Genomic DNA, 25,545 nt, shown 5'->3' on the forward strand with positions numbered 1-25,545 from the left:
CAAAGGCTTTGCGCTTGATGAGCAGAGTTATATTTTACTTGGAATGAGGTATAAAAATGGCAGCAAAAATCAAATTACAAAGAGTAGGGACCAAAAACCGGCCGATCTATCGTTTAGTCGTTCAGGACGAGAGCAAGGCTTCGTCCAGCACGGTGATCGAAATCCTTGGTAATTACCAGCCGGGCAAGGAAACCATTTTCACTAATTTAAAGGACGAAAAAGTTAAAGAATGGTTAAAAAAAGGGGCGGAACCAACGGAAAAAGTCAGGATTCTGCTGGGGAAGGTCGGGATCATGCCGGCGATCGACCTGGCTAGTTTGCCGAAACGCAAGTCGAAGAAGGAAGTTCCCCAAGAAGCGGCCGCCGCTGCTCCAGCCGTAGGAGGCTAGTGATGAAAGAGCTTGTCGAGTATATCGTTAAATTTCTGGTTGATAAGCCGGAACAAGTTGAAATAAAAGAAGCGGAAGGACATTCGGCCACGGTAGTTGAGGTCAAGACCGCGCCGGAAGATTCAGGCAAGGTGATCGGCCGAGAAGGTCGGATCGCTAATTCCATCAGGACGATCGTTAAAGCGGCCGCCGCGAAACAGCAAAAGAAAGTCACTGTTGAAATTATGACCGAAGATAAACAACGAGGGGGACTATAATGGCAGAAGGAATAGAGCTCAAAAGAGTCGTCATGGTTAAAGCGATCGTAACCGAGGCCTTCAAACAGAATTTGATCAAAGAATTAGAGAGGGCCATTGCTAATTTAGAAGGCCAATTGGGCCAGATGGAAGGACAAAGCAAGGCTTACTTGGAAGATCTTAAGAAGAAAGGGTTGATGCAGAAAGCGGCCGCTTTCAAGCACCAGCTTGATGAAGAACGGAACCGCCAGTCGGCGTCCAAAGCCGATTTAATGATGAAGATCGAAGAGGCCAAGCGGCTTCAGGTTGGTTCGGAATTCGTCCAGGGCCCGTTGGAAGGGCCGGTCAATGTCGGGGTCGGCGATAATCTTTACAAAAAAGTTGGTGGCGCCGAAATCATTGTTAAAGACGGAGTCGTCCAGGAGATCCGCGGCGCCTAAATGCGTGTCGACGTACTGACCCTTTTCCCTGAAATGTTTCAGGGACCGATGAGTCAAAGCCTTATCCAAAAGGCCCGGGACAAAGGGCTTTTAGATCTACGGGCTGTCGATATCCGCGATTTTACCAGCGACAAGCACAAAACTGCCGATGACACGCCTTATGGCGGCGGTCCCGGCATGGTCATGAAAGCTGATGTTGTGGCTGCGGCCATTAGATCCTTGAAAAATGATCCGGTCGATCGGGTGATCATGTTCTGTCCGACTGGAACTAAATTGACCCAGGCGAAGGTTAATGAGCTGGCCAGCTTGGAACATTTGGTCATGATCTGCGGGCATTACGAAGGGATCGATAACCGGATCGGTGCCTTGATTGATGAGGAAATCTCGATCGGCGATTATGTTTTGACCGGTGGCGAGCTTCCGGCCATGGTTTTGATCGATTCGATGGCCCGGCAGATCCCGGGAGTGGTGAAAGAAGCCGCTTCGGTCGAAGGGGATTCTTTCTATTCCGGTTTGTTGGACCATCCCTGTTACACCAAACCGGAAGAATTCGAGGGGAACCGGGTGCCGGAGGTTTTGCTTTCCGGCCATCACGCCCAGATCGAGCGCTGGCGTCGAAAAGAGGCCTTGAGCAAGACCCTTTTTCGGCGTCCCGAACTATTGGCCGGAGTTCAGATCAGTGCCGATGACCGGGTCTTATTGACCGAGATCGTTGAGGAATTAAAATGAGCGTCTTGTATCTGGCCTTGTTGCACCACCCGATCTATAACAAGCGCCGGGATATCGTGACGACCTGTATTACCGGTTTTGATCTGCACGATATTGCCAGGTCGTCCGTGACCTTCGGGATTAAAAAGTATTTTGTGGTCAATCCTATGCCGACGCAAAGGAATTTTGCCCAGAGAATACATGACTTTTGGCTGGACGAGGGGGCCCAGGAGTTTAACTGGACCCGGGCCGAAGCTTTCAAGCTGATCAGGATAACCGATACTTTAGATTCGGTCATTGCCGAAATAACTGAAGCCGAAGACCAAAGGCCGAAGGTGATCGCGACCTCCGCCAAGCCGAGAGGAACGGTAAAATTCGAGCAATTGCGGCGCGACCTAAAAGAGGGCGACGGGGTCTACCTGCTTTTATTTGGCACCGGTTGGGGAATGGCGGACGAGGTTTTTGAGAAAGTTGACGGGGTGCTTGATCCGATCGTCGGACCGACAGAGTACAATCATTTGTCAGTTCGGTCGGCGGTTGCTATAATATTAGATAGGTTGCTTGGCTCATAGCCGGCGACCGGCAAAAAGGAGAGAAAATATGTTAGGGATGTCAGTGATTAAAGAGATCGAAGAGGGAACAAAAAGGAAAATCAAGAATTTCAAAGTGGGGGATACCGTTAAGGTTTTCTCCAAGATCATCGAAGGGGGCAAGGAACGGGTCCAGGGTTTTGAAGGGATCGTCCTGAAGCTTTCCGGCGTCGGCGCCCGTAAGAACTTTACCGTCCGAAAGATCGTTCAAGGTGTTGGCGTGGAAAGAACTTTCCCGATCAACTCACCGAAGATCGACCATGTTGACCTGTTGCGGAGCGGAAAAACCCGCCGGGCCAAGCTTTATTATTTAAGAAAGAGGATCGGCAGCCGCGCTATCCGGGTTGATGAAGGAGTCGCTGAAGGACCGGAAAGTGCCCAAGCTTAATTGGGTTTTTGACTGGGCTGAAACGATCATTGTCGCGCTCCTGCTGGCCTTGGTCATCAGGGCCTTTTTTCTGCAAGTCTTTTGGATCCCTTCGGAATCGATGCTTCCCGGCCTGGCGATTTCCGATCGGATAGCAGTCAATAAAGTAATTTACCATTTCCGTCCGCCGCAACGGTTTGATATTGTTGTCTTCCGTTCTGTTCCAGAAATCAGTGTTGATAAAAAAGATCTGATCAAAAGGCTTATTGGCCTTCCGGGGGAAAAGCTGGAGTTGAAAAAAGGGGTCGTTTACATTAACGACAAGCCTTTGGCTGAAACCCACCCCCTTAACAATGAATACAACAACCTAAGCGACATGCCGGCGACATTTGGCCCGATTACTATCCCCAACGACAGATATTTTGTCATGGGGGATAATCGTCCGAATTCATATGACAGTCGTTACTGGCAAAGCTTACCCAAGAGGAACCTGATTGGGCAGGCTTTCCTGTTGATTTGGCCCTTGAATAAAATTGGCCTAATCCGATAATTAATGCTCTCATCGCTACACGAAAAACGTCTTGCCTGCCAGGGCTTCAGGCTGATAGCCGGCATTGATGAGGCCGGACGAGGCCCCTTGGCCGGTCCGCTGGTCGCCGCCGCGGTTATTCTTCCTGCTAACTATCATCTTCCCGGCCTGAACGATTCCAAGCAATTGACCGCGCGGCATCGGGACGTATTATTCGACCAAATTAACATTATTGCGCTGGGAATTGGGATTGCCGCGGTTAGCCACATCGTAATTGATCGAATAAATGTCGGCCGAGCCAATTGTTTGGCGATGGAAAAGGCGATTGCCGCGCTTAAGATCCGGCCGGAGTATTTACTGGTTGATGGCGAACGCTATCGCTTAAAGGTCAGCATTCCGATGCGCGGGATCAACGGGGGCGACGCGATCTCGCCATCAATTGCCGCGGCCTCTATAATTGCCAAGGTTACCCGGGACCGGCTGATGGTAAAATATCACGCTAAATATCCGCAGTATAATTTTTTGCGCCACAAAGGTTATGGGACCAGGGAACACTTAGCGCTGATTGCCGCCCACGGGGCCTGTCCGATCCATCGCCGCTCTTTTGGGCCGGTGGCCAGAAGCCTTTGATTTGCTTGACACACAAACAACCGCGTTGCTATAATCCATGTCAATCAACGAAGAGAGGAGGTGAAGTGAATGAATAAACAAGATCTCTGCGCCTACGTTTCCAAACAAACAAAATTGCCGAAAGCTAAGATCATGAACATCCTCGACACGACCTTTAACGCTATCGAAGGCTCATTGAAAAAAGGACAGGATGTCCGCTTGGTTGGTTTCGGAACCTGGAAGAAGCTTCGCCGCAAAGCCCGCCCCGGACGCAATCCGCAAACCGGGAAAAAATTGACCATCCCGGCTCGTAATGTTATCCGTTTTTCCACGGGCCAGCATCTTTACGATGCAGTAAATTAACAAGTTCCCCCCATCTTCAATAACCGGAAGATGGGGGGATTTTTTGTGGCAATAAGATTGCTTAACTTTCCCCATTATGGCAATGAGAAGTTATTTGCTTGGTGTTAGCGGGGAGCAGACAGCGGAACAGTATCTGCGGGTAAAAGGCTATTCGATCATCGCGAGGAACTTCCGCTCTCACCAAGGAGAGATCGATCTTATCGCGCGAAGCGGTGATTATTTAGTCTTTGTTGAAGTAAAAAACTATTCATTTAACAATTATCGCTCCCCAGCCTCCGCTATTAGTAAAAGTAAAAAAGAAAGCCTTATTCATGCCGCCCGTTATTACCTTTTTGTCAATCGAATCAAGGATCTCAACTGCCGCTTTGATGTTTTGACGATAACTCGTCATCAGGGGGGAGGGCCGATCATTGACCACCTGGAGAATGCGTTTGAGGTTTCCGGATGCTAACCAAAGTTGTTTCGGCGGCGGTCAATGGGTTAGATGCTATCTTTGTGGAAGTTGAGCTCAATTCGCAGAAAGGCTTGCCCGGACAAACGATTGTCGGCCTGCCGGATGCTTCGGTAAAAGAATCCCGCGATCGGGTCAGATCGGCGATCTTAAATTCCGGTTTTGAATTCCCGCCCGGTTATTTCATCATCAATCTGGCGCCGGCCGATATCAGAAAAGAGGGCCCAATGTATGATCTGCCGATCGCCCTGGGAATGCTGGCGCTGGCCGGGTTAATAAAAGAAGACATTAGCGACTATATAATCTTGGGTGAATTATCGCTTGATGGGACCGTTCGTCGGGTCAACGGAATCCTGCCGATCTGTCTGGCGGCCAAGAGAAGTGGCTGGCGGCGGATCTTGATTTCCCGGGAGAATGCGGACGAGGCGGCGCTGGTTGAAGGGGTGGAAGTGTTTGCGGCCGCTAATTTACGGGAAGCGATCGACCACCTCAACGGCGAGCGGCCGTTAGCGCCGCATCATTTTGACGGCAAAACCTTATTAAACAGGAACGAGGCCGACGAGCTCGACTTTTTCGATATCAAGGGTCAGAGCCACGGGAAGCGGGCGCTGGAAGTGGCGGCGGCTGGAGGGCACAACATTTTATTGGTTGGTTCACCTGGTTCGGGAAAGACGATGCTGGCCAGGCGGCTGCCCGGCATTCTGCCGCCCTTTACTATTGAAGAAGCGTTGGAAGTTGCGACCCTCTATTCGGTTGCCGGACTACTCGATACTAAAAAGCCGCTGATTACCCGGCGTCCGTTTCGTTCCCCTCACCATACGACCTCCGATGTCGGAATTATCGGGGGCGGACGGATTCCCCGGCCGGGCGAAGTTTCTCTGGCTCATTACGGGGTCTTGTTCCTGGATGAATTTGCCGAGTTTGAGCGGCGGGTCTTGGAAGTCTTGCGCCAGCCCTTGGAGGATGGACAAGTCACCATTTCCCGAGCGCAAGCGACCCTAACTTATCCGGCCGCTTTTATGCTGGTCGCGGCGATGAACCCTTGCCCTTGCGGCAATTATCTCGATCCGGTAAAGCCGTGCGTTTGTTCCCCCCTTAAAACCCAAAACTACTGGGCAAAGCTTTCCGGTCCGCTGCTGGACCGGATCGATCTGCAAGTCGAGATCCCCAGGCTGACCAGAGAGGAGTTGACCGCTCAACCGGACGGGGAGAGCTCGCGAGTGATCAGGGAACGGGTAATTGCCGCTCGCGATCGACAAAAAGAACGCTTTAGCGGAAGTTTGACTTTTAGCAACGCCAGGATGACCTCCCGGCAGTTGCGTGAACATTGCCGGCTGGAAAAGGAAGCGGAAACGCTCCTAAAAGCGGCGATTCTCCACCTTGGCTTAAGCGCCCGCTCTTATGATCGGATCCTGAAAGTCGCCCGAACCATCTCTGACCTGGAGGGAGCAACAGTAATCAAGACCGAACATATCGCGGAAGCGACTCAATACCGGGCGCTTGATCGCAGAGGAGGGAGCCGCTGATGTATAAGGTCATCTATCAATTGCCGGTCAATCAGGTCCGGGAGATCAGGATGAGCGCGAAAGAACTGCAGACCTGGCTGCGCTGGTCATGGCTACGGGAAAGAATTGTTAAATACTCGCCAATTAAGAGAAAAAGCCGCCGGCGATCGGGTTGACTTTTTAGAGGCCGGGGAATATAATTCAAACGATTAAAATCCCTATAAAACCCAGGAGGTTTCTCAATGAAAAAGAGGATTTTTGCCCTGCTCGCGATCGTTCTGCTCGCAACCTCATGTTTTGCGGTCATCAAAGAACTTGGAAAAAACGATTCCTCGTTGGTTAAAGTCGGCTCCAGCGTTGTTGTCCCAATGGGGGCCGAAGTTAAGGATGCCGTTTCCGTCGGCGGCAATGTTACCGTCTACGGGAAAGTCGCCGGTGACGCGGTCGCGGTCGGCGGTAATGTTTTTATGAAAGAGACGGGGAAAGTGGTTGGTGACGCGGTCGCGGTCGGCGGCGTAGTCGTGAAGGAGCCAGGCGCTATCGTCCGCGGCAACTCAATCGAGATCGCCGCTCCCGGGGTTGCTTCGGCGATGACCTTTTTTGTCAACGGCGGGATCTTGAAAGGGCTGGTCCTTTTTAAACTGCTTTCCTTTATTGGCTTTATCGTCTTGACCATGATTATGGTTTCGCTCTTTATCTCCCAGCTGGGCAAGGTTTCGGGCGCGATCGAAGAGGGCTTACTGCGCAGTTTTCTTTACGGCTTGTTGATCCTCCTTCTTTTTCTGCCGATCACCATTGTGCTCGCGATCTCCCTGATCGGCATAATGCTGATCCCGATCTGGGTCCTGCTGATGGCGGCGGCCGCCTTTTTTGGCTACTTTGGCGCCGGCCACCTCCTGGGAAAGAAAACGCTCAACGCTTTCAGGATCTATAACAAATCGATGATGGTCGAAACCTTGACCGGGGTAAGCTTACTTTTTCTGGTTGGCTTGCTCCCCTTCATCGGATTTTTTATTAAATTTGTTGCCTGCCTTTGCGGTCTGGGAGCTGTTTATTTGACTAAATTCGGCACAAAATAGCCTCTTTCATCACATATAAATGTAAGGACCCCGGTTAACCGGGGTCCTTTTTTTATAAATTCAAGTGAAATTTCCCGCTCTATCGGCCGAGGAATATGCGGGGAATGATATGGCGGATAGAATTATACCAATCGATTTTACGACCACTATAAGAGCTTTCGCGACTTATATTTTGAGGAATAAGTGCGACCAGCCGGCAACGACCGAACAAGCTTTGGCTTATGAGAAAGAACTCGCGGCCAAGGGGTTTGTTAATCCCCTTGATATTTTAGTTAGAGATAACCGGTATTGGCCGCTGCTTCGTCAATATTTGACCAAAGTAGTTGTTCTTGATGATTCAAGTTTGCCGGCTTGTTCTTTGGCTCCCGAGCCAAAAAAATTGATTGTTCCGCCGGCCGCTTCGTCCAGTTCCGTTTCCACTGAACAGCCGCTGTCACTACCGCCCGTAACCGCGGCTCCTGTCCCGACCGTGCCGCCGCGAAGCTCGGGACGAAACAATCCCAGGAACGACATCAAGTGCCCCCTTGGACAAGTCCCCAAGGGCGGACGGTGCGTAGGAGAATAAAAATGGACATACAAGCAATCTGCAGTAGTTATCATGTTCAGCGGCTTGATCAGCAAAAAGCGGCTCAAGCCGAAAAAGAAGTTCTCTATCTGTCGGACATGAGAGGGATCGTCGGGATGATCGACAGGATCGAGCAGATGAACCAGACCGTCAACAGCATTAATTTTTCCAGTGAAGTCGGGATGTTGTTCCTGGAGAAAGCGCGGGCGGCGACGGACGCCGATCCATTTGAGAAGAGGATCAACACGATCAGAGAGACCATCGCGGCGCTCAAAAAAATGCCCCAAACTAAACAAGAAAAACTTAAAGAGGACGCGGCGAATCTGGAAAAATTATTAGAGACAATGGTCTCAACAAGAGAAATCTATACCAAGCTTAGGGACAAACTTTCGCCGGAAAGCCAGAACCTGGAGCTGGTCCTTTCCCGGGATACCGAACGGCTCCGCAGTCCCAACATGACCCGCTTAGTCGATTCGCTGCGGGAACTGGCCCAGCGGCTTAATGCCAGATTACAACGAAAGATCGAAGGGGAAATAACGATTGGGCTGGTCAATGCTCGTTTGAGCGAGACTTGTCAGGGGCTCAAGATGATCGATCAGCCGGCGCAAACAATCCCAAAAACGCCCCTGCCGTCGGTTGATGGATCGAGGCCCAAGGCTCGGCGGACAGAGCCGGCTCCGGCTTTTGACTATCGGCTTATCGGCGGACTAGGTTACGTTTCCGGCGATAATGGCGGAGCGCTTGGCCTGGCCGGCGGTTCGGCCCGGTATAAGCTTAGTTCCACGACCGCTCTCCAGGCCGATTATCGCGGCCAATTGGTTACGACTTCAAACACCAAGGAAGGGAGCGATGACGCGCGGGGAACTTTCCAATTGAATGGGGAACGGCTTAAGCTTTTTGTGCAGGCCGGTTATTATAATTTTTATAACGGGGCGCCGGACCGGAACATTGAATCCCGGAACCCCAGCCGGATCGGGCTGACCAATGCCGGCCGGTTGGTCTATAATGTCTCCGATAAGCTGGCGGTCACTTTTACGGAATCGGTTTTCTACGGCAGTTTGGATGGTAATTCGCAGGTCCGGGCGGTCGTTGAACCCGGCGCAGCCTTAAAATTCGGGCCGATCAGGCCGTTCTTTGGCGGGATTGTCGGGTACGACAAACTTAGCGAAGCGACGATGTTTGGCGGCTATGCCGGTCTCGGGTTTCAGTCCGGGAATCATGACGGAGCGGCCCGCTTTGATTACACCAAAGTCGCGAGCCTGCTGCAGGCCCGCTATTTCCTTGGGACGACTTTTGGCGTCGGCCCGGCGCTCTTCATCCAAAACGATTCTGAAACGGTTAGGACCGGCGGTTCGCTGGTTGGGCGGATTAAGCTGGGGAATTTCTATCTTTATCCTTCCGTCGGCGGGGAGCAGGTCAAGAATGGAGATGGAAAGGGAACCGCCGTTACCGGCGCGGTTGTGGTTGGCTTCGGCGCTTTGCCGCCGGCCGGTCTGCCTTTCATCCCTTATTCCACTGCCCCGTTACCGGAGGCCAAATAATGGTCGCGACGAGCAGTCGGGTCCTGGCCGGGATCGGCCGGTTTACCCAGAGCTATCCGAAATTAAGTAAAGCAATGAAGGTCGGGATGATCGCCGCCGCCGGGGTTGCCGCCGGAGCGGCCGACCGGGCCGCCTCCTTCAACCGCTTCGATGTACACCCGGAATCGCTTGCTCTTTCCGTTTCCGGCGGCTTGGCCGCCGCGCTTCTGGCGATGCGCTCGATGCGCCGGCAGATCAAACTGGCGACGATGGAGGTCGGCAATATCAACGCTTCCGATCGGGAGCGTTGGATGATCAAAGACATTGAAATCAAATTTAACGGTCGAAAAATCGTTCAAACCTACCTGATTTCCGAAGCCTATGGCGAGGGGGGTTGTGCCACTGTTCGTTTGGCGGTCAATCTTAGCCAGGGGAACCGGCTGGAAATTTTCAAACTGGCCAAATATCTGGACAAAGAGTCAAGAGACCGGTTCATAAGAGAGTCTGAAATGCTGATGCGGTTCAATCACTCCAATGTCGTGACCTGTTTCGGTCAGGGGGAATTGAGCGGGATACCGTTCTACAGCATGGAATTCGTCGGCGGCGCTAGCTTGGCCGACTTGCTGGGAAAATTCAAACAGGTCCATCCGTTGGAAGCGACCAGGATGATGATCGAGATCGCTGAAGTGTTTAAGGCGGTTCACCAGGTCGGGATTTACCACCGGGACATTAAACCGGACAACATTCTGCTGGCCAGAAACGGCACGATCAAACTGATCGATTTCGGGATCGCCAAAGACACCAAAGCGGAGCACCGGATGACCCAGACCGGAGCGGTTTTCGGGACGCCGGAATACATGGCGCCGGAACAACATTTTCCGCACATGGGACCGGTCGATAACCGGACCGATATCTATGCCTTGGGGGTCCTTTATTATAATTTATTGACCGGCCAGCCGCCTTTTCCCTCCAGCGTCAATTTAGCGACGGGGACTGAAGAAAGTTACGGGGAATATATTCACCGCTACATTGACGCGATTACCAATTCGAAAATTCCCGATGTCGCCCCGCTGGTCCCGGAATTAAACCGGAGAGTCATGCGGGATGTTTTAGGCAATCTCCGGGGGGTCCTGCAAAAAGCGCTTATGTACAAAAAACAGGAGCGCTATCTTAACGTCGATCAGTTCATTGCCGATCTAAAGGTTGTTGAGTCGTCGATCGAAAGAGCGAACGTGACCCCGATGCCGGGATCGGTTAAGTAATGGGAGGCTTTATGAGCAGAGAAGTAAGAATCAATCGAACGCCCGCTATCAGACCGCTGACCGTTGAAAATAGATTGGCGGCGCGGACAAGAGTGGTTAAGGAGAGCAGGCCCTTATTTGTGGCTTCCGCTTTGGCGCTCTCCACGGTTTTCGGCTGCGCGAATATTGCCGAGATGGGAGCGAAAGAAAAAGAACGGCTCTCCGCGATCGCGGACAAAGACGCCGGTTTGCCTGATGTTATTGAAGAAAACGCCAAAGATGTCGATGTTGACCACCTAAATCCAGACGTTCAAGAGGACGTTTTGTCAGAAGTCGGACCGGACGTCGTCAGCGACGTTCAAGAGGACGTTTTGTCAGAAGTCGGACCGGACGTCGTCAGTGACGTCGGACAGGATGTTGCCGACGATGTGGCGGACGTCATCCAAGACGTGGTTAATGAGGAAGGCGGCTTGCCGCCGCTGGTCCCGGTCCTGATCGGCAAATCCAATCTGGTCGGTCTCGATGATTTTACCCTGCCGCCGTCAAACGCCATTCCTGACGGCTGGTTGATCTTGATGCGCAATAACCTGAAATGCTGGAAAGCGAGCGACAATATTATGCCGTCGGCCGCCGCCGATCCGTGGGTGTTGGCCCCGGTTTCGCCGCCGGCCGGTTCGATCTCGGCCGGGGTGGAAGTCGATACCGCGACCAACGAGGGGGCGATTTGGCTCAACACAATGACGAGCGATAGTTCTCTTTCCTGGAGCCGGGGCGCCGGTTTTGATAATGGGAACCAGAATATCTGGTGCGTGCAGGGACGGGCCAGGATCGAAAATTCAACGGCCAAAGGACAGGGGAGTTCGTTTGGCATCATGGACGGGACCAAAGCTTTGCAGCTCGGTCTTTTGCCGAATTTGGTCCGGGACACGGACAATGACTCGATCCAAGGCGCGGCGATCGACATGAGCAGCGCCGCCCATTCATTGATGATTTGCGGCGGGGGGAGCGATTACATAGTTTTTGCGGACGAGGCGATCGCCACCAGGCTCCCCATAGCGATCAACGGCGTCGGAAAGCTGCTTTTGCCTTCCAGCGAGAACCGGATCCAATTTGGGGACTTGAGCTCGGCGAGCGGCATTAACGCTTTCGCCCATTACATGCACTTTTGCTCGGTTAATAATTTTACCGGCTATGTTGCCAGCGGTTCGGTCAACTTGCTTTTTGATCTAGGGAGTTCGACCAATAATCTTGGGAGCGGCGAGGTGAAGCCGGTAGCAATCGGAACGCTTCCGGCCGGGACCAATTTAGCTGTTAACGGAGTTCGGGGAGGGAGCAACCTGCCTTTAAGCGGAAGTTTTTCTCCGCTCGGTTCGTCCGGCGAGATCTCGGGTGTTTCCGGTCGATACGTGGAAGCGGAAGTTGAGCTTACGACCAATATCCCGGGAGGCTATGAAACCTATTCGCCTGTTTTTAAAGGGATAAATTTTCAGGGACTGACCGGTTCAGTTGATAATTAGATAATATATAGGCAAAGTTTGTGAGCCGCCGACGCTGAAAGTGTTGTCGTTTGTTTTTACGACAAATTGCCCGTTTGATTGCGACCTAATATAAACTCCGTTGGTGTTTATGTCGATATTCGCGCTATAGGGTCCTTGAGTCAGCAAAATCAAGCTGGTGGCGGTAACGTAGCTGTTGTTTACCGTAACGGAATTGTTCCCCGCAGTAATGGTCGCTATGCCGCTAGGCGAACCCGCTCCTCCACTGGACGCGCCGAACTTACCGGCAACAAAAAAAGCATAACCGCTGCTTGCTTCCGCCGAAACCGACAACCCTTTTAATTGCTTGTTGCTATCGAGCGGCAGAATTTGCCCGGCGGTGGCGGTGGCGCTGGCGCTGAAACCATCGACCGCGTCGGCATTCGCGACCGAGCCCGAGGCCGGGATAACGGAAGAATCCAATTTCCCGCCGGTAGTAACCGGAATAAAACTGCCGCTGCCGGTCGCAGCGGGCGAATACCCGGCTAAGGTGCCGGCCGTTTCCGACGAGCCGGCGTTAATAGCATAGGCGATGGAGAGGAGCTCAAGCCGGGGGGCGAGAGTTTCACTGCCGATGGAGACTTCCAGCCAGCGGGGGCCGGCGCCGAGTTCATTATAGCCGAGCGGACCAAGCTTAATGTTATAGAGTCCATTGCTGACCGTGACCTCGGGGGTGGTCAGCTGCCAGATAAGAGTCCCGCCGCTTAACGCGTCGTAGAGCTTGAAGGTCATCGCCTTATTGCCGGTCACCAGCCTAGCTTGATCATCCCGCAAGACCCCTTGATAATTAAGAAACTGCGGGACCGCCAGCACGGGACTAATGATCGCCATAATAAAAAGAAACGTTAATATTTTTTTCATAAAGGCTCTCCTGGTCTTTCTATTATAGAAGGTAGCGGGCAGAGGGTCAACCGGAGCGGCCTTGGGAATTGACACCTTGGCCTAAAAACTATAGGATTAAATTCATGAGAGCTTTCAATTTTGCGGCCCTCCTCCTTTGCCTGACACTGCCGGGCTTTGCTATGACCACGACGCCGGAGGGGTCGACCATGCTGCCGGGCGAGTCCGGTAGCGCGGCCTACGATAATTTCGGCGTGGCCGGAGAAAGCGCTGCCGGGTTAATATATAGCGGTAATTTTAGCGGCAGCGTGGGCTTGGCGTCAATGATCTTTACGCCGCTTTTTCCCCAAGTGGGAAGGGTGATCGCGATGGTTGCGTCATTGGAAGGAGACGCGATCGCTTATCCCAATCCCTTTGTTCCTGTCGACCAGACGCTGACGATCGCTTATCAAGACCTCGTCGATCGCCCGATCAAGGTATATATATTTGACCTTTCCGGCCGTTTGATCAGGTTATTACTTGAGACCAGCGCCAACCGGGCGAGCGACGGACTTAGCCGGGTGGTTTGGGACGGTAAATCGGCCCTGGATGAAAAAGTTGAAAATGGGGTTTATTTTGTCCGGATCGTGGCTGATGGAAAAACAATCGGCAAGACCAAAGTCCTGGCGATACAATGATCTCACCCCGCCTCGTTTTGTCCGAGGCCCTCTCCATCTTCGATGGAGAGGGGGGACCGTTCCGAGAATCGGAACGGTGGGAGAGGCTAGCCTAAAATAACTTCGACGTTATGCTCTTGTCCCGCTTTGCCGACCGGCAGAATGTTTGACTTCAATTCTTTCCCGTCCAGCGTGATCTGCTTGACCCCTTTGCTAACCCCGTTCGGGTTCTTTACCGAGATGTTGTAGGTGGCGCCGCGGAATTCCCGGCGGGCGGTAAAGCCTTTCCAGGCCTTGGGAATGCACGGATCGATCGTTAACCCTTTATAGTCGGCCCGGATCCCGATGATGTATTGGGACATGGCGACAAAGTTCCAGCAAGCGGAACCGGTCAGCCAGGAATTCTTTCCTTCGCCGAAATCTTTATGGTCGCGGCCGGCGATCATTTGGCAGTAGACGTAAGGTTCAGTCTTGTGCAGATCGGCGATCTTAAGCCGGGCCGACGGCAGGATCGCCCGGTAATAGGCATAGGCCTGATCACCGCGGCCAATCAGACATTCGGCGATCATCGCCCATGGGTTAGGATGGCAGAAGATCGCGCCGTTCTCTTTGAGTCCCGGAGGATAAACGCCGATCGAACCGAGCTGCCAGTAGAATTTAGAATACGGCGGGTTCATGACCATGATCCCGTGTTCAGTCGAAAGGTTCTTTTTTACCGAGTCCATACATTGCTTGGCCCGCTCTTCATCGGCGGTGCCGGAGAGGACCGCCCAGGCCTGGCTTTCCAGGTAGATCTTCCCTTCTTTGCAACTCTTGGAACCGACCGGTTCCAGTTCGTCGGTGTAAGCGCGGGTATACCACTGGCCGTCCCAGCACTTTTTGTTGATGACCGCTTTCATCTCGTCGGCAATCTGGGTGTATTTTTTGACATCCTCTTTTTTGCCGAGGAGGTCGGCTAGTTTGGCCACTTCATAAGCGGCGCCGACCAGCATCTGGGCGACCATGACCGATTCCGCTCTCCCTTTTCCCTGGTCGAGGTTCAAGCAGTCGTTCCAATCGGCAAAGAGGATCCGAGGGATCCCGTGCTCGCCGATGTTAGAGGTTGAGAAACTGATCGCCCGGGCGAGATGCTCATACATTGTCCCGGAATCTTCGCCGGCGAAAGTGACCTCTTCTTTGAGGAAGTCGATATCTCCGGTTTCCTTAACGTAGCCGGCGGTTGAGTAGATCAGCCAGAGGTGGTCGTCGCCGTACTTGTGGTCGGAAGGATTGGCCTTCTTGTAGAGCGGCGAATACTGGTGATAGGCGCTTCCATCTTTTAATTGGGTAGCGGCCAGGTCTTTGATCCGTTCTTTAACTTTTCCCGGGATCATGTGGACAAAACCGAGAGTGTCTTGGTTGGAATCGCGGAAACCCATCCCGCGGCCGATTCCTGATTCATAGTAAGAGGCGGAACGGGACCAGTTGAAGGTGGTCCGGCATTGGTATTGGTTCCAGACATTCGCCATCAGGTTTAGCTCTTCATCGGGGGTCTCGACGGCAAATTTGTTGAGGTTCCCTTCCCAGTATTCGGCCAGTTTCTTGAGTTCTTTTTCGATCACTTCTTTTTTGCTGAACTGTTTCACCTTTTTTGCCGGGCCTTCGAGATTGTCTTCGAAGCCGAGGACGAAGATCAGGGTCTTCGTCTCCCCTTTTTTCAGTTTGACCGGAATTTTAAGGGCGCCGACCGGCGACCAGCCGCAGGCGATCGAATTCTTCATCTTTCCTTCAACGACCCCGCGCGGAGCGGAGAAGTCGCCGTAGGTCCCCATGAAGTCGCGGCGCTGGGTGTCAAAACCTTTTGGCAGGGCGTTCGCGCAAGCCAGGAAGCCGACGAGGTCCGGGTTGACCCGGTGGCGGGAGAGATGATAGATGATCCCATCCTTATATTCGGTCTGGCCGATGTTCAGATTATATTGGTAGTCGGTCATGTCGTTTAAGGCGTCCCAGAGACAGAACTCGACGAACGGGAAAACAGAAAGATCGCGGTCTTTGTTTGAGCTGATCTCGAGCATCCAGATCTCCAGGTTTTCGCCCAGCGGGACGAAATAGGTCGTTTTCGTCTTGATCCCGGCGTATTCCGAGCTGATGACGGTATAGCCGATTCCGTGGCGGCATTCGTATTTATCGAGTTTCATCGTTGGCTGCCAGGAGGGGGAGAAGAACTTTTCGGTCTTGTTGTCGCGGATGTAAATATAGCGTCCGCCGCGATCCATCGGGACGTTGTTGTAGCGGTAGCGGGTCAACCGCCGTTCTTTCGGGTCTTTATGGAAGCTGTAGCCTCCGGCGGTGTTGGACATCAGGGCGCAATATTCGTCGGCTCCTAAATAGTTGATCCAGGGAAGTGGGGTATCGGGGCGGGTTATAACAAACTCTTTGTTCTTTTTATCGAAATGACCGTACTTAGACATTAAACTCTTCCTTTCTTGTGTTGGGAATATCCCTTATTTTAGCATAAAACTGACGATGAGAAAAGAGGGGAAAATGTCTTAAGCCAACTGAAATCCGCGCCAAAACCGGTCGAGGATATAGGAGGAGAAGTGTCGGCGCGGCTATGGCGGAAGGGCTCGGTCGAGCTGGCCCTCCCGTTGTACTACCAGACGGCCGGTCAAGAACCGAAGGCAACTGGGTGGTCGTGTTTTACTGCAATACTAAATAAGCCAGGATCAGAAGGAGAAAAAAATGATTAGAGAAATTAAGCAATTAACAAGAAAGATCGCAATGCCAGTTATGATGGCGGCGGTTGTTGCTGGCTGCGGCAACCGGGGGGAATATGCGCGAGCCAACAAACCGGCCGGCGATCCAAAGATTGACGAATGCAAGGCGCTTGGCGGAAGGGTGATCGATAAAATTGCCGCGGAAAGAAATCTTGCCTGTGTTGGCGGCGGGATAATTGTTTTCAGGCAGAGAGGGGAAATTGATGGCGCGGATACAAAACACAAGCTAACCGGGGAGGCCCTGCTTAATAAGATTGGACAGGCCGAAGAAAAAGCGAGAGCGGATTATTTTAGCCATTGTATAAAGCCGGAAGGGGTCCTTTATGGCTTGGAATATATGAATATTCTTAGCCCGTGTAAAGGGGGAGAATTCGGATATTTTACCGTTACATCGGTTGCTGTTCCAAAAGAAAAAATGGAATAGATCGGCGATCTTATTTAGAGGTATTTTTGGAGGGTAGTCAAGCTCTTCTTGTTGCCGTTTTTGATCTGTAAAAAGAGGCTGAAATTGGCGTAGATCGCTAGTCCTTTGCCGATCTTTTTGGTGAAAACCTGTTCGGTCCGCGGCTTACCCTGCAATCCATCGAGAAATCCGGCCGGCTTCGGTTCGGTGAATTCGTATTTAACACCGACCAGATCTTCCATCAGCGGATGTTCGTAAAGGTGTCCCATTTCGTTCTTCAAACCGAAGCGGGCTTCAGTAATCAGTTGCCCGCCGGCGTTGACCCATTTCTTCAGATTATCGTATTGCTTTTGCGAGAGGAGATACGGGTTCGGCATTAAAATTACTTTATAGGGAAGGTTGCCGCTGTCGAGTTCTCTTTCAAAGATAAAGTCGGCCGGTTCCCCTTTTTGGAAAAGGACGGAGTGGGCGCCGCTGATCGAGAGGATCGCGTGCATCATCCCGATGTCGGAGCGGACCGCTTCCCATTGTCCGGCGATACCGCGGGGTGGCCCCTGTTCCTGATAGGTCATGATCTCACTGCCGCGCAGGTAAGCGATCGCGACCTTGGCTTTCAGGTTGGCTTTTTTGAGTTTACCGGTCCTGATCTCGCCGGCCAGTTTTTTGATCACTTCCAGCCGTTTGCTCGGCGTTCCGTCGACATTGCAGATCCCAAAACCGCCGGTCTCGGCCCCAAATAGTGGTGGCCGCCAGGCGTGGTAGAGGATCGCTTCGGCCCCATGATCGAGAGCGGAGGTGGTCCATCCCTTGATCTCCGGTCCCTCGACGTATTCCGGTGCTCCCCAACGGACGTTCTGGCCACCTTGAAGCTCGGTAATGTGGAATTCCGCTTTTGTTCCGCGGACAAAACTGCGCCAGAGGTCATAGTGGAAAGCGAGCCCTTGGGGATCCATCCGGCCGCCTTTGGGATAAATATCAAGCCCGTACCAATCGAGGTTGCCGACCATTTTACTGTGGTCGGGGACCCGGGTGCAGATCCCGACAAAACCGTTGGTCCCGACCTTGTGGAATTTATCGTATTCCCGAACGACATCGGCCAAGTGGTTGATCCACTGGCTCAAACTGTCGGTCTTGAAGCGGAACCAATCGAGAAAAATGTGGGGCGAGACCGCTTCCCAGATGCCGGCTTTCGGGGTGAGAATATCTTCAAAAGAAAAAAACGTGGTTGTCCAAAATCTTGTTCCCCAGGCCTCGTTTAAATTCTTTATGGTGCCGTACTTTTTTTTCGCCCAGGCAATGAAGGCCTGGCGGGAATGTTCGCAATGGCAAAAGTCGTTGCTGGTCGTATGGTCGAGCGGCGGATAGACCGGCTCGTTGTCGACCTGCCACATGGCGACCGCCAGATGTTTGGCATAACGCTTGACCATCGTTTTGACCAACTTTTCGGCGTGCATCCGGTAATGAGGGTTGTCCTTGCAGATGTTAGGGCGAGGGCCGTATTCCGGATAAAGGGTCCCGTCCTGGGCGACCGGTTGGCTGTTCGGGTATTTGCGGTAAAACCAGCTGGGAACTTGTGAAGTGGGGAGGCCGAGCAGTACCTGCAGGCCGACCTTTTCGCAAAGATCGAGTGCCCGGTCAAGGTCGTAAAAGCGGTACTTGCCGGGTTCCGGTTCGACCCAGTCCCAGGCCATCTCGCCGAAACGGACAATATTTAACCCGCTCTCTTTGATCTGTTTAAAGGTTTCTTCCCACGTTCCCAGGGGCCACTGGTCGGGGTAGAAAGTTACGCCAAAAGGATACATAATCTATGCATTGTAGCAAAAAGACAAACTTGGCGCCACATAAAAATAACAGCGACGTTTAGTCGCTGTTATTAACCGCGGGTTTGTCATACAAGGAAACCAGCGGCAATATCGCCGCGGTTTCCTTGTTTAAAGATTATATGTTTACGACATTTAGCTCGACCTCTTAAGTAATAAAAGCTTATCTATTATCTTGTTCTTGTGAGCCTTTCTTCTCTAAAAAAACTCGAACAATTTCCTTGGCATACTTACTTTCATAAGAATTGTTTAGGATTCTGTTCCACTCCCAGTCGAGACTGTTTTTCTGGTCTTTTGGAGGATTAAATATATCAGCGTCAAGCAATGACTCAAAAGCATTAATGTTTGTTTTGTCGTAATCTGTAATTTCATAAAAATTTTCTTTTGATAAAACTATTTTTAACAACAAAGGGAACACGAAAGCCCCTAATAGGAGATGCTCTTGTCTGTTCCAATAAGTATGCATTTGAGTTTTATGCTTTCCATGTGCGTACTGGCCTCGTAATGCATAGGCGTCCTTTATCCATGCTTCTCTAAGTGATCTGTAATTATGCGTTTTAGTGCTCAATTTTTTGCTGATGCATATTTTTATCTCCTCTGAAGGGATTGTTTTTGCTAAAAATGCCTTAGCAAGCTCATCAGCCTTTGCGCTACTACAATCTAACAATCTTTGGAAGGCGCCAAGCAACATAACCAGCTCCTGTTGCTCTGAAATCTGATAGTCATCAGTGTTTGAATGGTTATAATTGAATATGGCTGCGTAAATATTTTGCCACTTGTTTTCTGACATATTCTTTTCGGCATTAAACAATGCTTTTGCTAAATTCTCATCAAAAAAAAGGGTGTAATTTAAATCAACATGAAATGGAGCTTTGGCTGAAAAGGTGTTGCCGGAATAAGAAGAAATTGAATGGCCATCTCGCCTCCTTGTGTTTACTGTAAAGCCATTCGTTCCGTCAAATGATTGGATAATAAGCGTGAAATTGTCTCGATTGCAATAATTTGATATTCCGAAGTAACTTCTTGATGATAAGGAGCAGAAGGCTAGAATTTCCGCGATTAAAAATAAATAAGCCCTTTCTCCTTCATCTAAATCTTTGAATAGATCCTTGATTTTTAAAAATAGAAACACAGCTTCATTAATGGGCAGACCTTGATGGTTGATATATGGTTTGAGAACAAAATCGATTGAATTTTTACTGCCATGGTTTGCTGATGTAACTGATTTAGCTGGTACAATATTAAAGTCATCAAATTCTATTTCATCATCGATTTTTAGCCAAGGGAAAAAGGCTGCCATTGCCATTTTTATTGCCTCCTTTTTATGTAGGGAATTGATTGCAAGAGATCTAGGGTGTTGAGTCTAGCTCAGGATAAGAGAATCTTGCTTTATTTATCTTTTAACGATCCTTGGAAGCCGCGACGATATTGTCGCAGGCTTCCAGGCTTAATTAGCTAAGCCTAGCGATTATCTTTTTGACCTTCCGCTCCCTGATCATTGACGCATAGGGCTCGTTAATGAACGGCTGCTGGATCTCGATTTCCTTGTCGTCAATAAAAAGCTTATAGGAGGAGGGAATGACGCTAAACGCGTCTTTTCCTTTGGCATTAATATAAGTAACGTCGATCGAACCGAAAAGCTTGAAGCTTATTTCCTGCTTCTTGAAGAGCCAGGCGGGGAGAATTGGTTTGAGCTGGAAGCGGAGCTTCCCTTCCGGATCGAGAGAGAAAACTGTTTTGCCGGTCATCATGGTCAGCCACATGTCGATGAACTCGGCCGCGCCGCCGGAGAGCCGGGCGACAAAGCCGCGGCCATGATTTTTAACGTTCGGATGGGCGCTGCTGACGATAAAAGAAGAGTTTTCCAGAATGCTCCGCTTATAGACTTTTGGGTCCATGAAAGGGACCATGACCTCTTTGAAGTCGGCGAAAAACTCTTTATAAAGCCCGGCCTTAAGCAATTCCAGCATATATTTGTATTCCATGTGGACGAAGATCGATTCGTTTTCCAGCCAGCCGGGGGTAAAGATCCGGGAGCGCCCGATCTCGACCGGCATCGATTCCAACGGAGCGTTGACCTTGTACATCTTAAGTTTTTTATCGAAGAGCGGACTGGCTTTGACCCGCTGGTAAATGCTTTTATCCTTTTCAACTTTCAGGGCGTGAACGAACCCTTCTAAAAAGAGGGGGAGCGGAGTTTGGCTGAATTCTTTGACCTTGATCTCGTCATTGCCGATTGTATCGTAGGCGCTGACTTCGTTGATAAAGTAGGTGTAATAATTGCCGTGGGCCAAGACTTTTTTGGCCGCCTGGTCGCAGCGGGCGATGACCCGATCGAGCAGTTCCCCGGTTTCTTTGGGGTCGATCGAACTTTCATGGCCGCTCACGCCGAACCTAATTTTCTGGCGGTAGTTTTCTTTGATCTGGCCGGCGCTTTCCCAGTATTTGAAGCTGTTACTTTCGGCCAGGACCGGGAGGAGATGATCAATAAACTCTTTGACCTCGACCGGCAGGGCAATTTCTTCCGTAGTCAAATGTTGGCGAAAATAACCGCTAAGTCTTTTTAATTCTAAGGTTTCCGAGAGCGAGGAGCCGAACAAGCCGGGCAGGCCGTTAAGCGCGTCGTACCAGTCCGGCTTGTCCGCTTCCATTTCCAGGCCGATCCCCGCGGCGTCGAAAGAGGCGGCTTTGTTGGCGATCAGGCAAAGTAATTTTGCCGCCAAAGTGGTGTGGTAGATCTTTCCCTTGCCGTGGTCGGCCCGGACCGTGTTTTTGCTCCAGGCCCGGTGATTGATCAAGGCTGATTTTTCCAGGTCGAGCTTCACGCTTTCGTACTGGCGGATTTTATCGCCGCAAAGCTTGTATTTCTCCTTGCGCGTGACGACGACATGGTCGTTGTCGTAATAGGTCAGCGTCTTTTGCTTGAAGAGGACGTCGCTGATCCGGTCGGGGTAGACCGCTTCAAAACTTTCGAGCAAGTCGGTGTTGTAGAAGGGGTGATCGATCCAGTAGCCTTCGCCGTGGACCGCTCCTTCCTCGACTTCGCTGGCGGCGATGAGATCGGCGGCGAACTCTTCCCGGGAGGTCAGATAGCTGATCCCTTCTTGCTCGAAGCCCTTCAATAATTCACCAAGGAGAAAGGGGCGAGCGATCTTTTCGCTTTGTTCTTTAGTGGGCGACTTGAGGTGCTTTTTGGCCAGCGCCTCGGCGGCGTGGGACGATTCGATGAAGTATTTACTTCCCAGGACGACCAGAGGGTTGAAGCCGTCCAGCTGGACCAGGTTGAAGAACCGGAAAATATTGTCGGCGCCGATCTCCGGGTTAAAGAAAAGATCGTTTCGGCGGTTCTGGTTGATGTCGCGGTAATTCCCATTCCCCTGGGAAAAGTAGGTCGGCATCAGGCGAAAATCGTTGTAGTCGCGTTCCATGTCGCCGTGCTTCCGGTAATAGAGATAGACCGGTTTGCCGCCGATCATGACCGGCAGCCCCCCCCGCATGACGTTGTCGAGGAACGTGTAGCGGGAATAAAGATCGAAGCTCTTGCTCGCGCTGCCGATGTCCATCAGGTCGCAGATCCCGTCGATCAGCTGTTGGTTGGCCGCGGCCTTTTCATTTAGATATTGGCGGCTCGTTAACCTGGTCTTGTCCCGATTGAGCAGGTCGAGGCTGTCGATCTGGCCGATGATCGAAGAAAGCTCGAATTCATCGGTCAGGGTAAACTTCTTGTAGGCAAAGGCTGAAGGAGTAAACCCATCAGTCAGTTGTTTGGCCGGCAGTTTGAGATTTTTGTCGACAAAATTGGCCGGGACTTCCAGGCTGCTGTTCTCGCCGAAGACAATTGTCGGGTCGACGATGATCGAGACCGGCCGGCTGTCCTGGCAGAAAGAGACGAAGAAGTTTCCTTTTTGCAACAGCTTGGTCTCGGCGTTGTCGGCCGGAAGGACCTTTAATTTATAAAATGGGGCGCCGCTTTCCAGGTTTTCGACTTTGCACCAGGCTTCGATCGTTTGGCTCATCTTTTTGAGGAGAAAATCTTCGAAACCAAAGGGGATAATGATCGGCAGTCCGTCGATTATTTCAACCCGGCGGCTTTTTGTGCCGAGGTTAACGACCTTGACCCGGCGGGCCAGGGCGGGGAACTGTTCGTTCGGGATGGAGTAATAATGGACTTCAACCCTGACCAAAAGATCGGGGTTTTCTTCGACCAGCCGGATGTCGTAAGGGTTGATCCGGAGTTCGTTTTTGTACGGCGATCGTTCGGAGAACGGTTCATAAAATTGGCCGTCGACCTTCAGAAAGGTCCGAAAGCCCTGCAGAGCGGCGTCGCGATAAGCTTTATTGGCGGCATGGAATTCGATGATCGCCCCGTTCTTATCCTGGACTCCGGCGGAGGCAAGGCATTGTCCCCGGTTGGCGTAAAAAACCCACATTGGACAGCCAAAAACACCGGCTATTCCGGGGAAAAAACTGGAAAAAGTGGGGGCGGAATTGTAGTTTTCGATCACAAACTCGTTTTGTTTGGAGATGTAGTATTTTAGCTTGTTCATGGGTAATTTATATCATTTTTCACGAGGATAGTCAAAAATAGGTGACCCGATTGCCGATCTTAAGCCCGCTCTTTTCAATTTCGCCGGCGTTGAGTTCGATCGCCTGGTCGAATTTGTTCTTGGCGGTTAAATTGATCGAAGGTTGGTTGGCCTTTAAGGGGGGGACGTTATCTTTCAGGTCGACCACCGTCCCGTCATTCAACCAAATAAAATCGAGCGGGAAACGCATCCCGTCCATGACGAAATGGTATTGTCCCGGTTGATCGAAGAGAAAGAGCATTCCCTGATCCGTCGGCAGAGATTTCCGCCAGGAGAGACCGCGTCCTCTTTTACTCATTGAATCGGCGATCTCCAGCTTGTAGTTATTGTTGCCGATCCGGGCGACGATCGCCGTCTTATTTTGGAAAACAGGCGCCTGCGGCTGAAAGGGGACAAGCACTCCCCAAAGAACCAACCCCGTCAGAATAAGATTGATTGGCATAGTAGATGGAAGTAATTATAACATTATTTAAGTTGACTATAAAAAATCCTTAGTTTACAATCGAAAAGAACGGCATGAACGAATATTTTATTAATTTAAACGACTTCAATTATTTAGTTTCCCAGCTTACGGAAAAAGCGCATGTCGTTGCCCCGGCCAGTGAATTCAACCGCAAATATCTTTTTGACGTCAATCCCGGAAACGTTCAGCGGATCGATCTCTCCGGCTGGCGCACGGTCGAAACGGTCAAAGGATATTTTTTTAAGGTCGCGGAGCTGGTTTCTCGTTATTTCAACGAAGAAGCCCATCTTTCCGCCGGCCCGCTGGTCTTTTTAGGCCTGCGCGGTTGCGACTTGGAAGGGATCAATGTCCTGGACCGGGTTTTCGGCGAAGGGGATTTTCAAGACCCTTTCTACCTGGTCAATCGGGAAAAGTCGATTCTGATCGGAGCCGACTGTACCGGCTGCGGTGAAAGCTGTTTTTGCACCATGGTCGGCGGCCAGCCGTATCCCGAACGGTATTTTGACCTCAACCTGTCGGTCGTCCCCAACGGTTTTGTTGTTGAGATCGGGAGCGATAAAGGAAAAAGGATCGTTGACGATTACCGTAACATTTTCTCAAAGGTTTTGAAGCCGGCCCTGGAAGCGAAAAACGTTAACCGGGAAAAGGTCAAAACGCGGTTGACGGAGGTCAATTGGCAATACCAGTTGGAGCACGAGCTCTCCTTTGTTCATAAAAAGAACCTGGAAAATCCCCGCTGGCGTGACCTCACCAAGGATTGCGTTGAATGCAGCGCCTGTAATTTTATCTGCCCGACCTGCAGTTGTTTTCTGCTTACCGACCAGCCGGCGGGGAAAGGATCGGAACGCCATAAGGTCTGGGATGCCTGCCTGAAGGCGGGTTATGCCCGGGTTGCCGGCGGCGGTAACCCGCGGGGCTTGCTTTATCAGCGGTTGCAGAACCGTTATCACTGTAAGTTCGACTATTCTTACGACCGGTTGCAGCGCTATACCTGCGTCGGTTGCGGCCGCTGTATCGACGGTTGCGCCGGGAACATTAATATGCGGCAGATCTTTGCCGTCCTCGACCGGGAGTTGAAAAAATGATCGTCTCTAATCCATACCAGCCGGTTAAAGCGGAAGTTCTGGAGATCATAACCGAGACGCCGCAGATCAAGACCTTTATCTTGCGGCCGGAAACTTCCCTCCCTTATCTTTCAGGCCAGTTCATGCAAGTGACCATCCCGGGCGTTGGAGAATGCCCGTTCACTCCCTCTTCCGATCCCAAGAAGACCGAAACGATCGAGTTTACCGTAATGAAAGCCGGACAGGCGACCAGCCGGATGCATGAGCTTAAGCCGGGAGAAGCAGTCGGGCTGCGCGGCCCTTTTGGCCGGCCGTACCCGCTGGAAAAATATCACGGCAAAGATGTCTATATCATCGGCGGCGGAGTCGGGATCGCTCCTTTACGCGCCTTGCTTCTCGCCCTTTTCCATGAACTGGATCATTTAAATAAGATCGAGCTTCGGCTCGGGGCCCGTTCGCCGCGCGATCTTCCCTACAAAGAAGAAATGATCGGCTGGCGGAAAAAAGCCAATCTGGTCCTGACCGTCGACCGGGGAGCGGACGATTGGCCGGGGGAAGTTGGCGTAGTTACCGAGATCATGAAACCGGGGGACGTTGACTTCGAAACGGCGGTGGCCATTGTCTGCGGTCCGCCGATCATGATGAAGTTCGCCACCAAAAAATTATTGGAACTGGGGATTTGCGAAAAGAACCTCTATCTATCGATGGAAAAAAACATGAGTTGCGGCATCGGCAAATGTTTTCACTGTAATCTGGGAAAACATTTGTGCTGCAAGGACGGGCCGGTCTTTACCTGGTCGGAGATCAAAGATATTCCTGATCCCTGGTAA

General features: G+C 51.4%; 27 protein-coding genes. 20 read left to right on the forward strand and 7 right to left on the reverse strand.

Annotated features, from left to right (window positions below):
• The first annotated feature begins 56 nt into the window (after positions 1–56).
• The 13 genes from rpsP to WC772_05270 all read left to right on the forward strand — a co-directional run bounded on the left by rpsP (position 57) and on the right by WC772_05270 (position 7,266).
• Entirely contained in the window at positions 57–389 is a 333-nt protein-coding gene (gene rpsP / locus WC772_05210; GenBank protein MFA6170151.1) for a 30S ribosomal protein S16, read from the forward strand.
• Between the two features lie 2 nt (positions 390–391).
• Positions 392–646: a KH domain-containing protein gene (locus WC772_05215; protein ID MFA6170152.1), complete on the forward strand. Its 255-nt coding sequence runs from the start codon at positions 392–394 to the stop codon at positions 644–646.
• Complete coding sequence (locus tag WC772_05220; GenBank protein MFA6170153.1) at positions 646–1,065, forward strand: YlqD family protein; 420 nt, start codon at positions 646–648, stop codon at positions 1,063–1,065. The genes WC772_05215 and WC772_05220 overlap by 1 nt, the downstream gene beginning before the upstream one ends.
• Positions 1,066–1,794: a tRNA (guanosine(37)-N1)-methyltransferase TrmD gene (gene trmD / locus WC772_05225; GenBank protein ID MFA6170154.1), complete on the forward strand. Its 729-nt coding sequence runs from the start codon at positions 1,066–1,068 to the stop codon at positions 1,792–1,794.
• On the forward strand, positions 1,791–2,345 hold the full coding sequence (locus WC772_05230) for an RNA methyltransferase (GenBank protein MFA6170155.1): 555 nt from the start codon (positions 1,791–1,793) through the stop codon (positions 2,343–2,345). Before trmD ends, WC772_05230 begins: the two co-directional genes overlap by 4 nt.
• A gap of 37 nt (positions 2,346–2,382) precedes the next feature.
• Positions 2,383–2,751, forward strand: a complete 369-nt coding sequence (gene rplS / locus WC772_05235) for a 50S ribosomal protein L19 (GenBank protein ID MFA6170156.1) — start codon at positions 2,383–2,385, stop codon at positions 2,749–2,751.
• Positions 2,738–3,280 (forward strand): signal peptidase I, encoded by a 543-nt coding sequence (gene lepB / locus WC772_05240; protein MFA6170157.1) that lies wholly within the window; start codon positions 2,738–2,740, stop codon positions 3,278–3,280. The genes rplS and lepB overlap by 14 nt, the downstream gene beginning before the upstream one ends.
• A gap of 3 nt (positions 3,281–3,283) precedes the next feature.
• Complete coding sequence (locus WC772_05245) at positions 3,284–3,889, forward strand: ribonuclease HII (protein ID MFA6170158.1); 606 nt, start codon at positions 3,284–3,286, stop codon at positions 3,887–3,889.
• A 69-nt stretch (positions 3,890–3,958) separates the two neighbouring features.
• Positions 3,959–4,231, forward strand: a complete 273-nt coding sequence (locus tag WC772_05250; GenBank protein ID MFA6170159.1) for an HU family DNA-binding protein — start codon at positions 3,959–3,961, stop codon at positions 4,229–4,231.
• Between the two features lie 82 nt (positions 4,232–4,313).
• A complete protein-coding gene (locus tag WC772_05255) occupies positions 4,314–4,682 on the forward strand; it encodes a YraN family protein (protein MFA6170160.1) in 369 nt (122 codons plus the stop codon).
• Entirely contained in the window at positions 4,676–6,208 is a 1,533-nt protein-coding gene (locus WC772_05260) for a YifB family Mg chelatase-like AAA ATPase (protein MFA6170161.1), read from the forward strand. The genes WC772_05255 and WC772_05260 overlap by 7 nt, the downstream gene beginning before the upstream one ends.
• Entirely contained in the window at positions 6,208–6,363 is a 156-nt protein-coding gene (locus WC772_05265) for a hypothetical protein (protein ID MFA6170162.1), read from the forward strand. Before WC772_05260 ends, WC772_05265 begins: the two co-directional genes overlap by 1 nt.
• Before the next feature lie 66 nt (positions 6,364–6,429).
• Positions 6,430–7,266 carry a hypothetical protein gene (locus WC772_05270; GenBank protein ID MFA6170163.1) on the forward strand — a complete coding sequence of 279 codons (837 nt, stop codon included), beginning with the start codon at positions 6,430–6,432 and terminating at the stop codon, positions 7,264–7,266.
• A gap of 303 nt (positions 7,267–7,569) precedes the next feature.
• Here WC772_05270 and WC772_05275 read toward each other — a convergent pair whose 3' ends face one another.
• Positions 7,570–7,779, reverse strand: coding sequence for a hypothetical protein (locus WC772_05275; protein ID MFA6170164.1), 210 nt, complete (start codon positions 7,777–7,779; stop codon positions 7,570–7,572).
• 54 nt (positions 7,780–7,833) lie between these two features.
• On the opposite strand from WC772_05275, the gene WC772_05280 reads away from it, so the two are divergent.
• From WC772_05280 to WC772_05290, 3 genes are read left to right on the forward strand one after another with little or no spacing between them, the layout of a single operon-like run.
• Positions 7,834–9,372, forward strand: coding sequence for a hypothetical protein (locus WC772_05280; protein ID MFA6170165.1), 1,539 nt, complete (start codon positions 7,834–7,836; stop codon positions 9,370–9,372).
• Positions 9,372–10,613 carry a serine/threonine-protein kinase gene (locus WC772_05285; protein MFA6170166.1) on the forward strand — a complete coding sequence of 414 codons (1,242 nt, stop codon included), beginning with the start codon at positions 9,372–9,374 and terminating at the stop codon, positions 10,611–10,613. Before WC772_05280 ends, WC772_05285 begins: the two co-directional genes overlap by 1 nt.
• Before the next feature lie 11 nt (positions 10,614–10,624).
• Positions 10,625–12,109: a hypothetical protein gene (locus tag WC772_05290; protein ID MFA6170167.1), complete on the forward strand. Its 1,485-nt coding sequence runs from the start codon at positions 10,625–10,627 to the stop codon at positions 12,107–12,109.
• On the opposite strand, the gene WC772_05295 is transcribed toward WC772_05290, so the two are convergent.
• Positions 12,095–12,988 (reverse strand): hypothetical protein, encoded by an 894-nt coding sequence (locus WC772_05295; protein ID MFA6170168.1) that lies wholly within the window; start codon positions 12,986–12,988, stop codon positions 12,095–12,097. The two genes, WC772_05290 and WC772_05295, sit on opposite strands and share 15 nt — an antisense overlap.
• Before the next feature lie 104 nt (positions 12,989–13,092).
• Here WC772_05295 and WC772_05300 point away from each other — a divergent pair, with 104 nt between their 5' ends.
• Positions 13,093–13,644, forward strand: coding sequence for a T9SS type A sorting domain-containing protein (locus WC772_05300; GenBank protein ID MFA6170169.1), 552 nt, complete (start codon positions 13,093–13,095; stop codon positions 13,642–13,644).
• Positions 13,645–13,730: 86 nt separating this feature from the next.
• Here WC772_05300 and WC772_05305 read toward each other — a convergent pair whose 3' ends face one another.
• Complete coding sequence (locus WC772_05305) at positions 13,731–16,073, reverse strand: glycosyl transferase (protein MFA6170170.1); 2,343 nt, start codon at positions 16,071–16,073, stop codon at positions 13,731–13,733.
• 271 nt (positions 16,074–16,344) lie between these two features.
• Here WC772_05305 and WC772_05310 point away from each other — a divergent pair, with 271 nt between their 5' ends.
• A complete protein-coding gene (locus WC772_05310) occupies positions 16,345–16,803 on the forward strand; it encodes a hypothetical protein (GenBank protein ID MFA6170171.1) in 459 nt (152 codons plus the stop codon).
• Between the two features lie 14 nt (positions 16,804–16,817).
• Here the strand turns inward: WC772_05310 and WC772_05315 are convergent, their stop codons facing one another.
• From WC772_05315 to WC772_05330, 4 genes are all read right to left on the reverse strand, one after another.
• Entirely contained in the window at positions 16,818–18,584 is a 1,767-nt protein-coding gene (locus WC772_05315) for an alpha-amylase family protein (protein MFA6170172.1), read from the reverse strand.
• 181 nt (positions 18,585–18,765) lie between these two features.
• Positions 18,766–19,908, reverse strand: coding sequence for a hypothetical protein (locus WC772_05320; protein ID MFA6170173.1), 1,143 nt, complete (start codon positions 19,906–19,908; stop codon positions 18,766–18,768).
• A gap of 145 nt (positions 19,909–20,053) precedes the next feature.
• A complete protein-coding gene (locus tag WC772_05325; GenBank protein MFA6170174.1) occupies positions 20,054–23,149 on the reverse strand; it encodes a cellobiose phosphorylase in 3,096 nt (1,031 codons plus the stop codon).
• Positions 23,150–23,180: 31 nt separating this feature from the next.
• Complete coding sequence (locus tag WC772_05330) at positions 23,181–23,630, reverse strand: DUF192 domain-containing protein (protein ID MFA6170175.1); 450 nt, start codon at positions 23,628–23,630, stop codon at positions 23,181–23,183.
• Between the two features lie 74 nt (positions 23,631–23,704).
• Between WC772_05330 and WC772_05335 the strand changes: the two genes are divergently transcribed.
• Complete coding sequence (locus WC772_05335) at positions 23,705–24,736, forward strand: 4Fe-4S dicluster domain-containing protein (protein MFA6170176.1); 1,032 nt, start codon at positions 23,705–23,707, stop codon at positions 24,734–24,736.
• The gene (locus tag WC772_05340; GenBank protein MFA6170177.1) at positions 24,733–25,545 is read left to right on the forward strand and encodes an FAD/NAD(P)-binding protein; all 813 of its coding nucleotides are present in this window, start codon (positions 24,733–24,735) and stop codon (positions 25,543–25,545) included. Before WC772_05335 ends, WC772_05340 begins: the two co-directional genes overlap by 4 nt.

The organism is Candidatus Margulisiibacteriota bacterium, from assembly GCA_041661965.1.
Taxonomy (GTDB): domain Bacteria; phylum Margulisbacteria; class WOR-1; order O2-12-FULL-45-9; family XYB2-FULL-48-7; genus XYB2-FULL-45-9.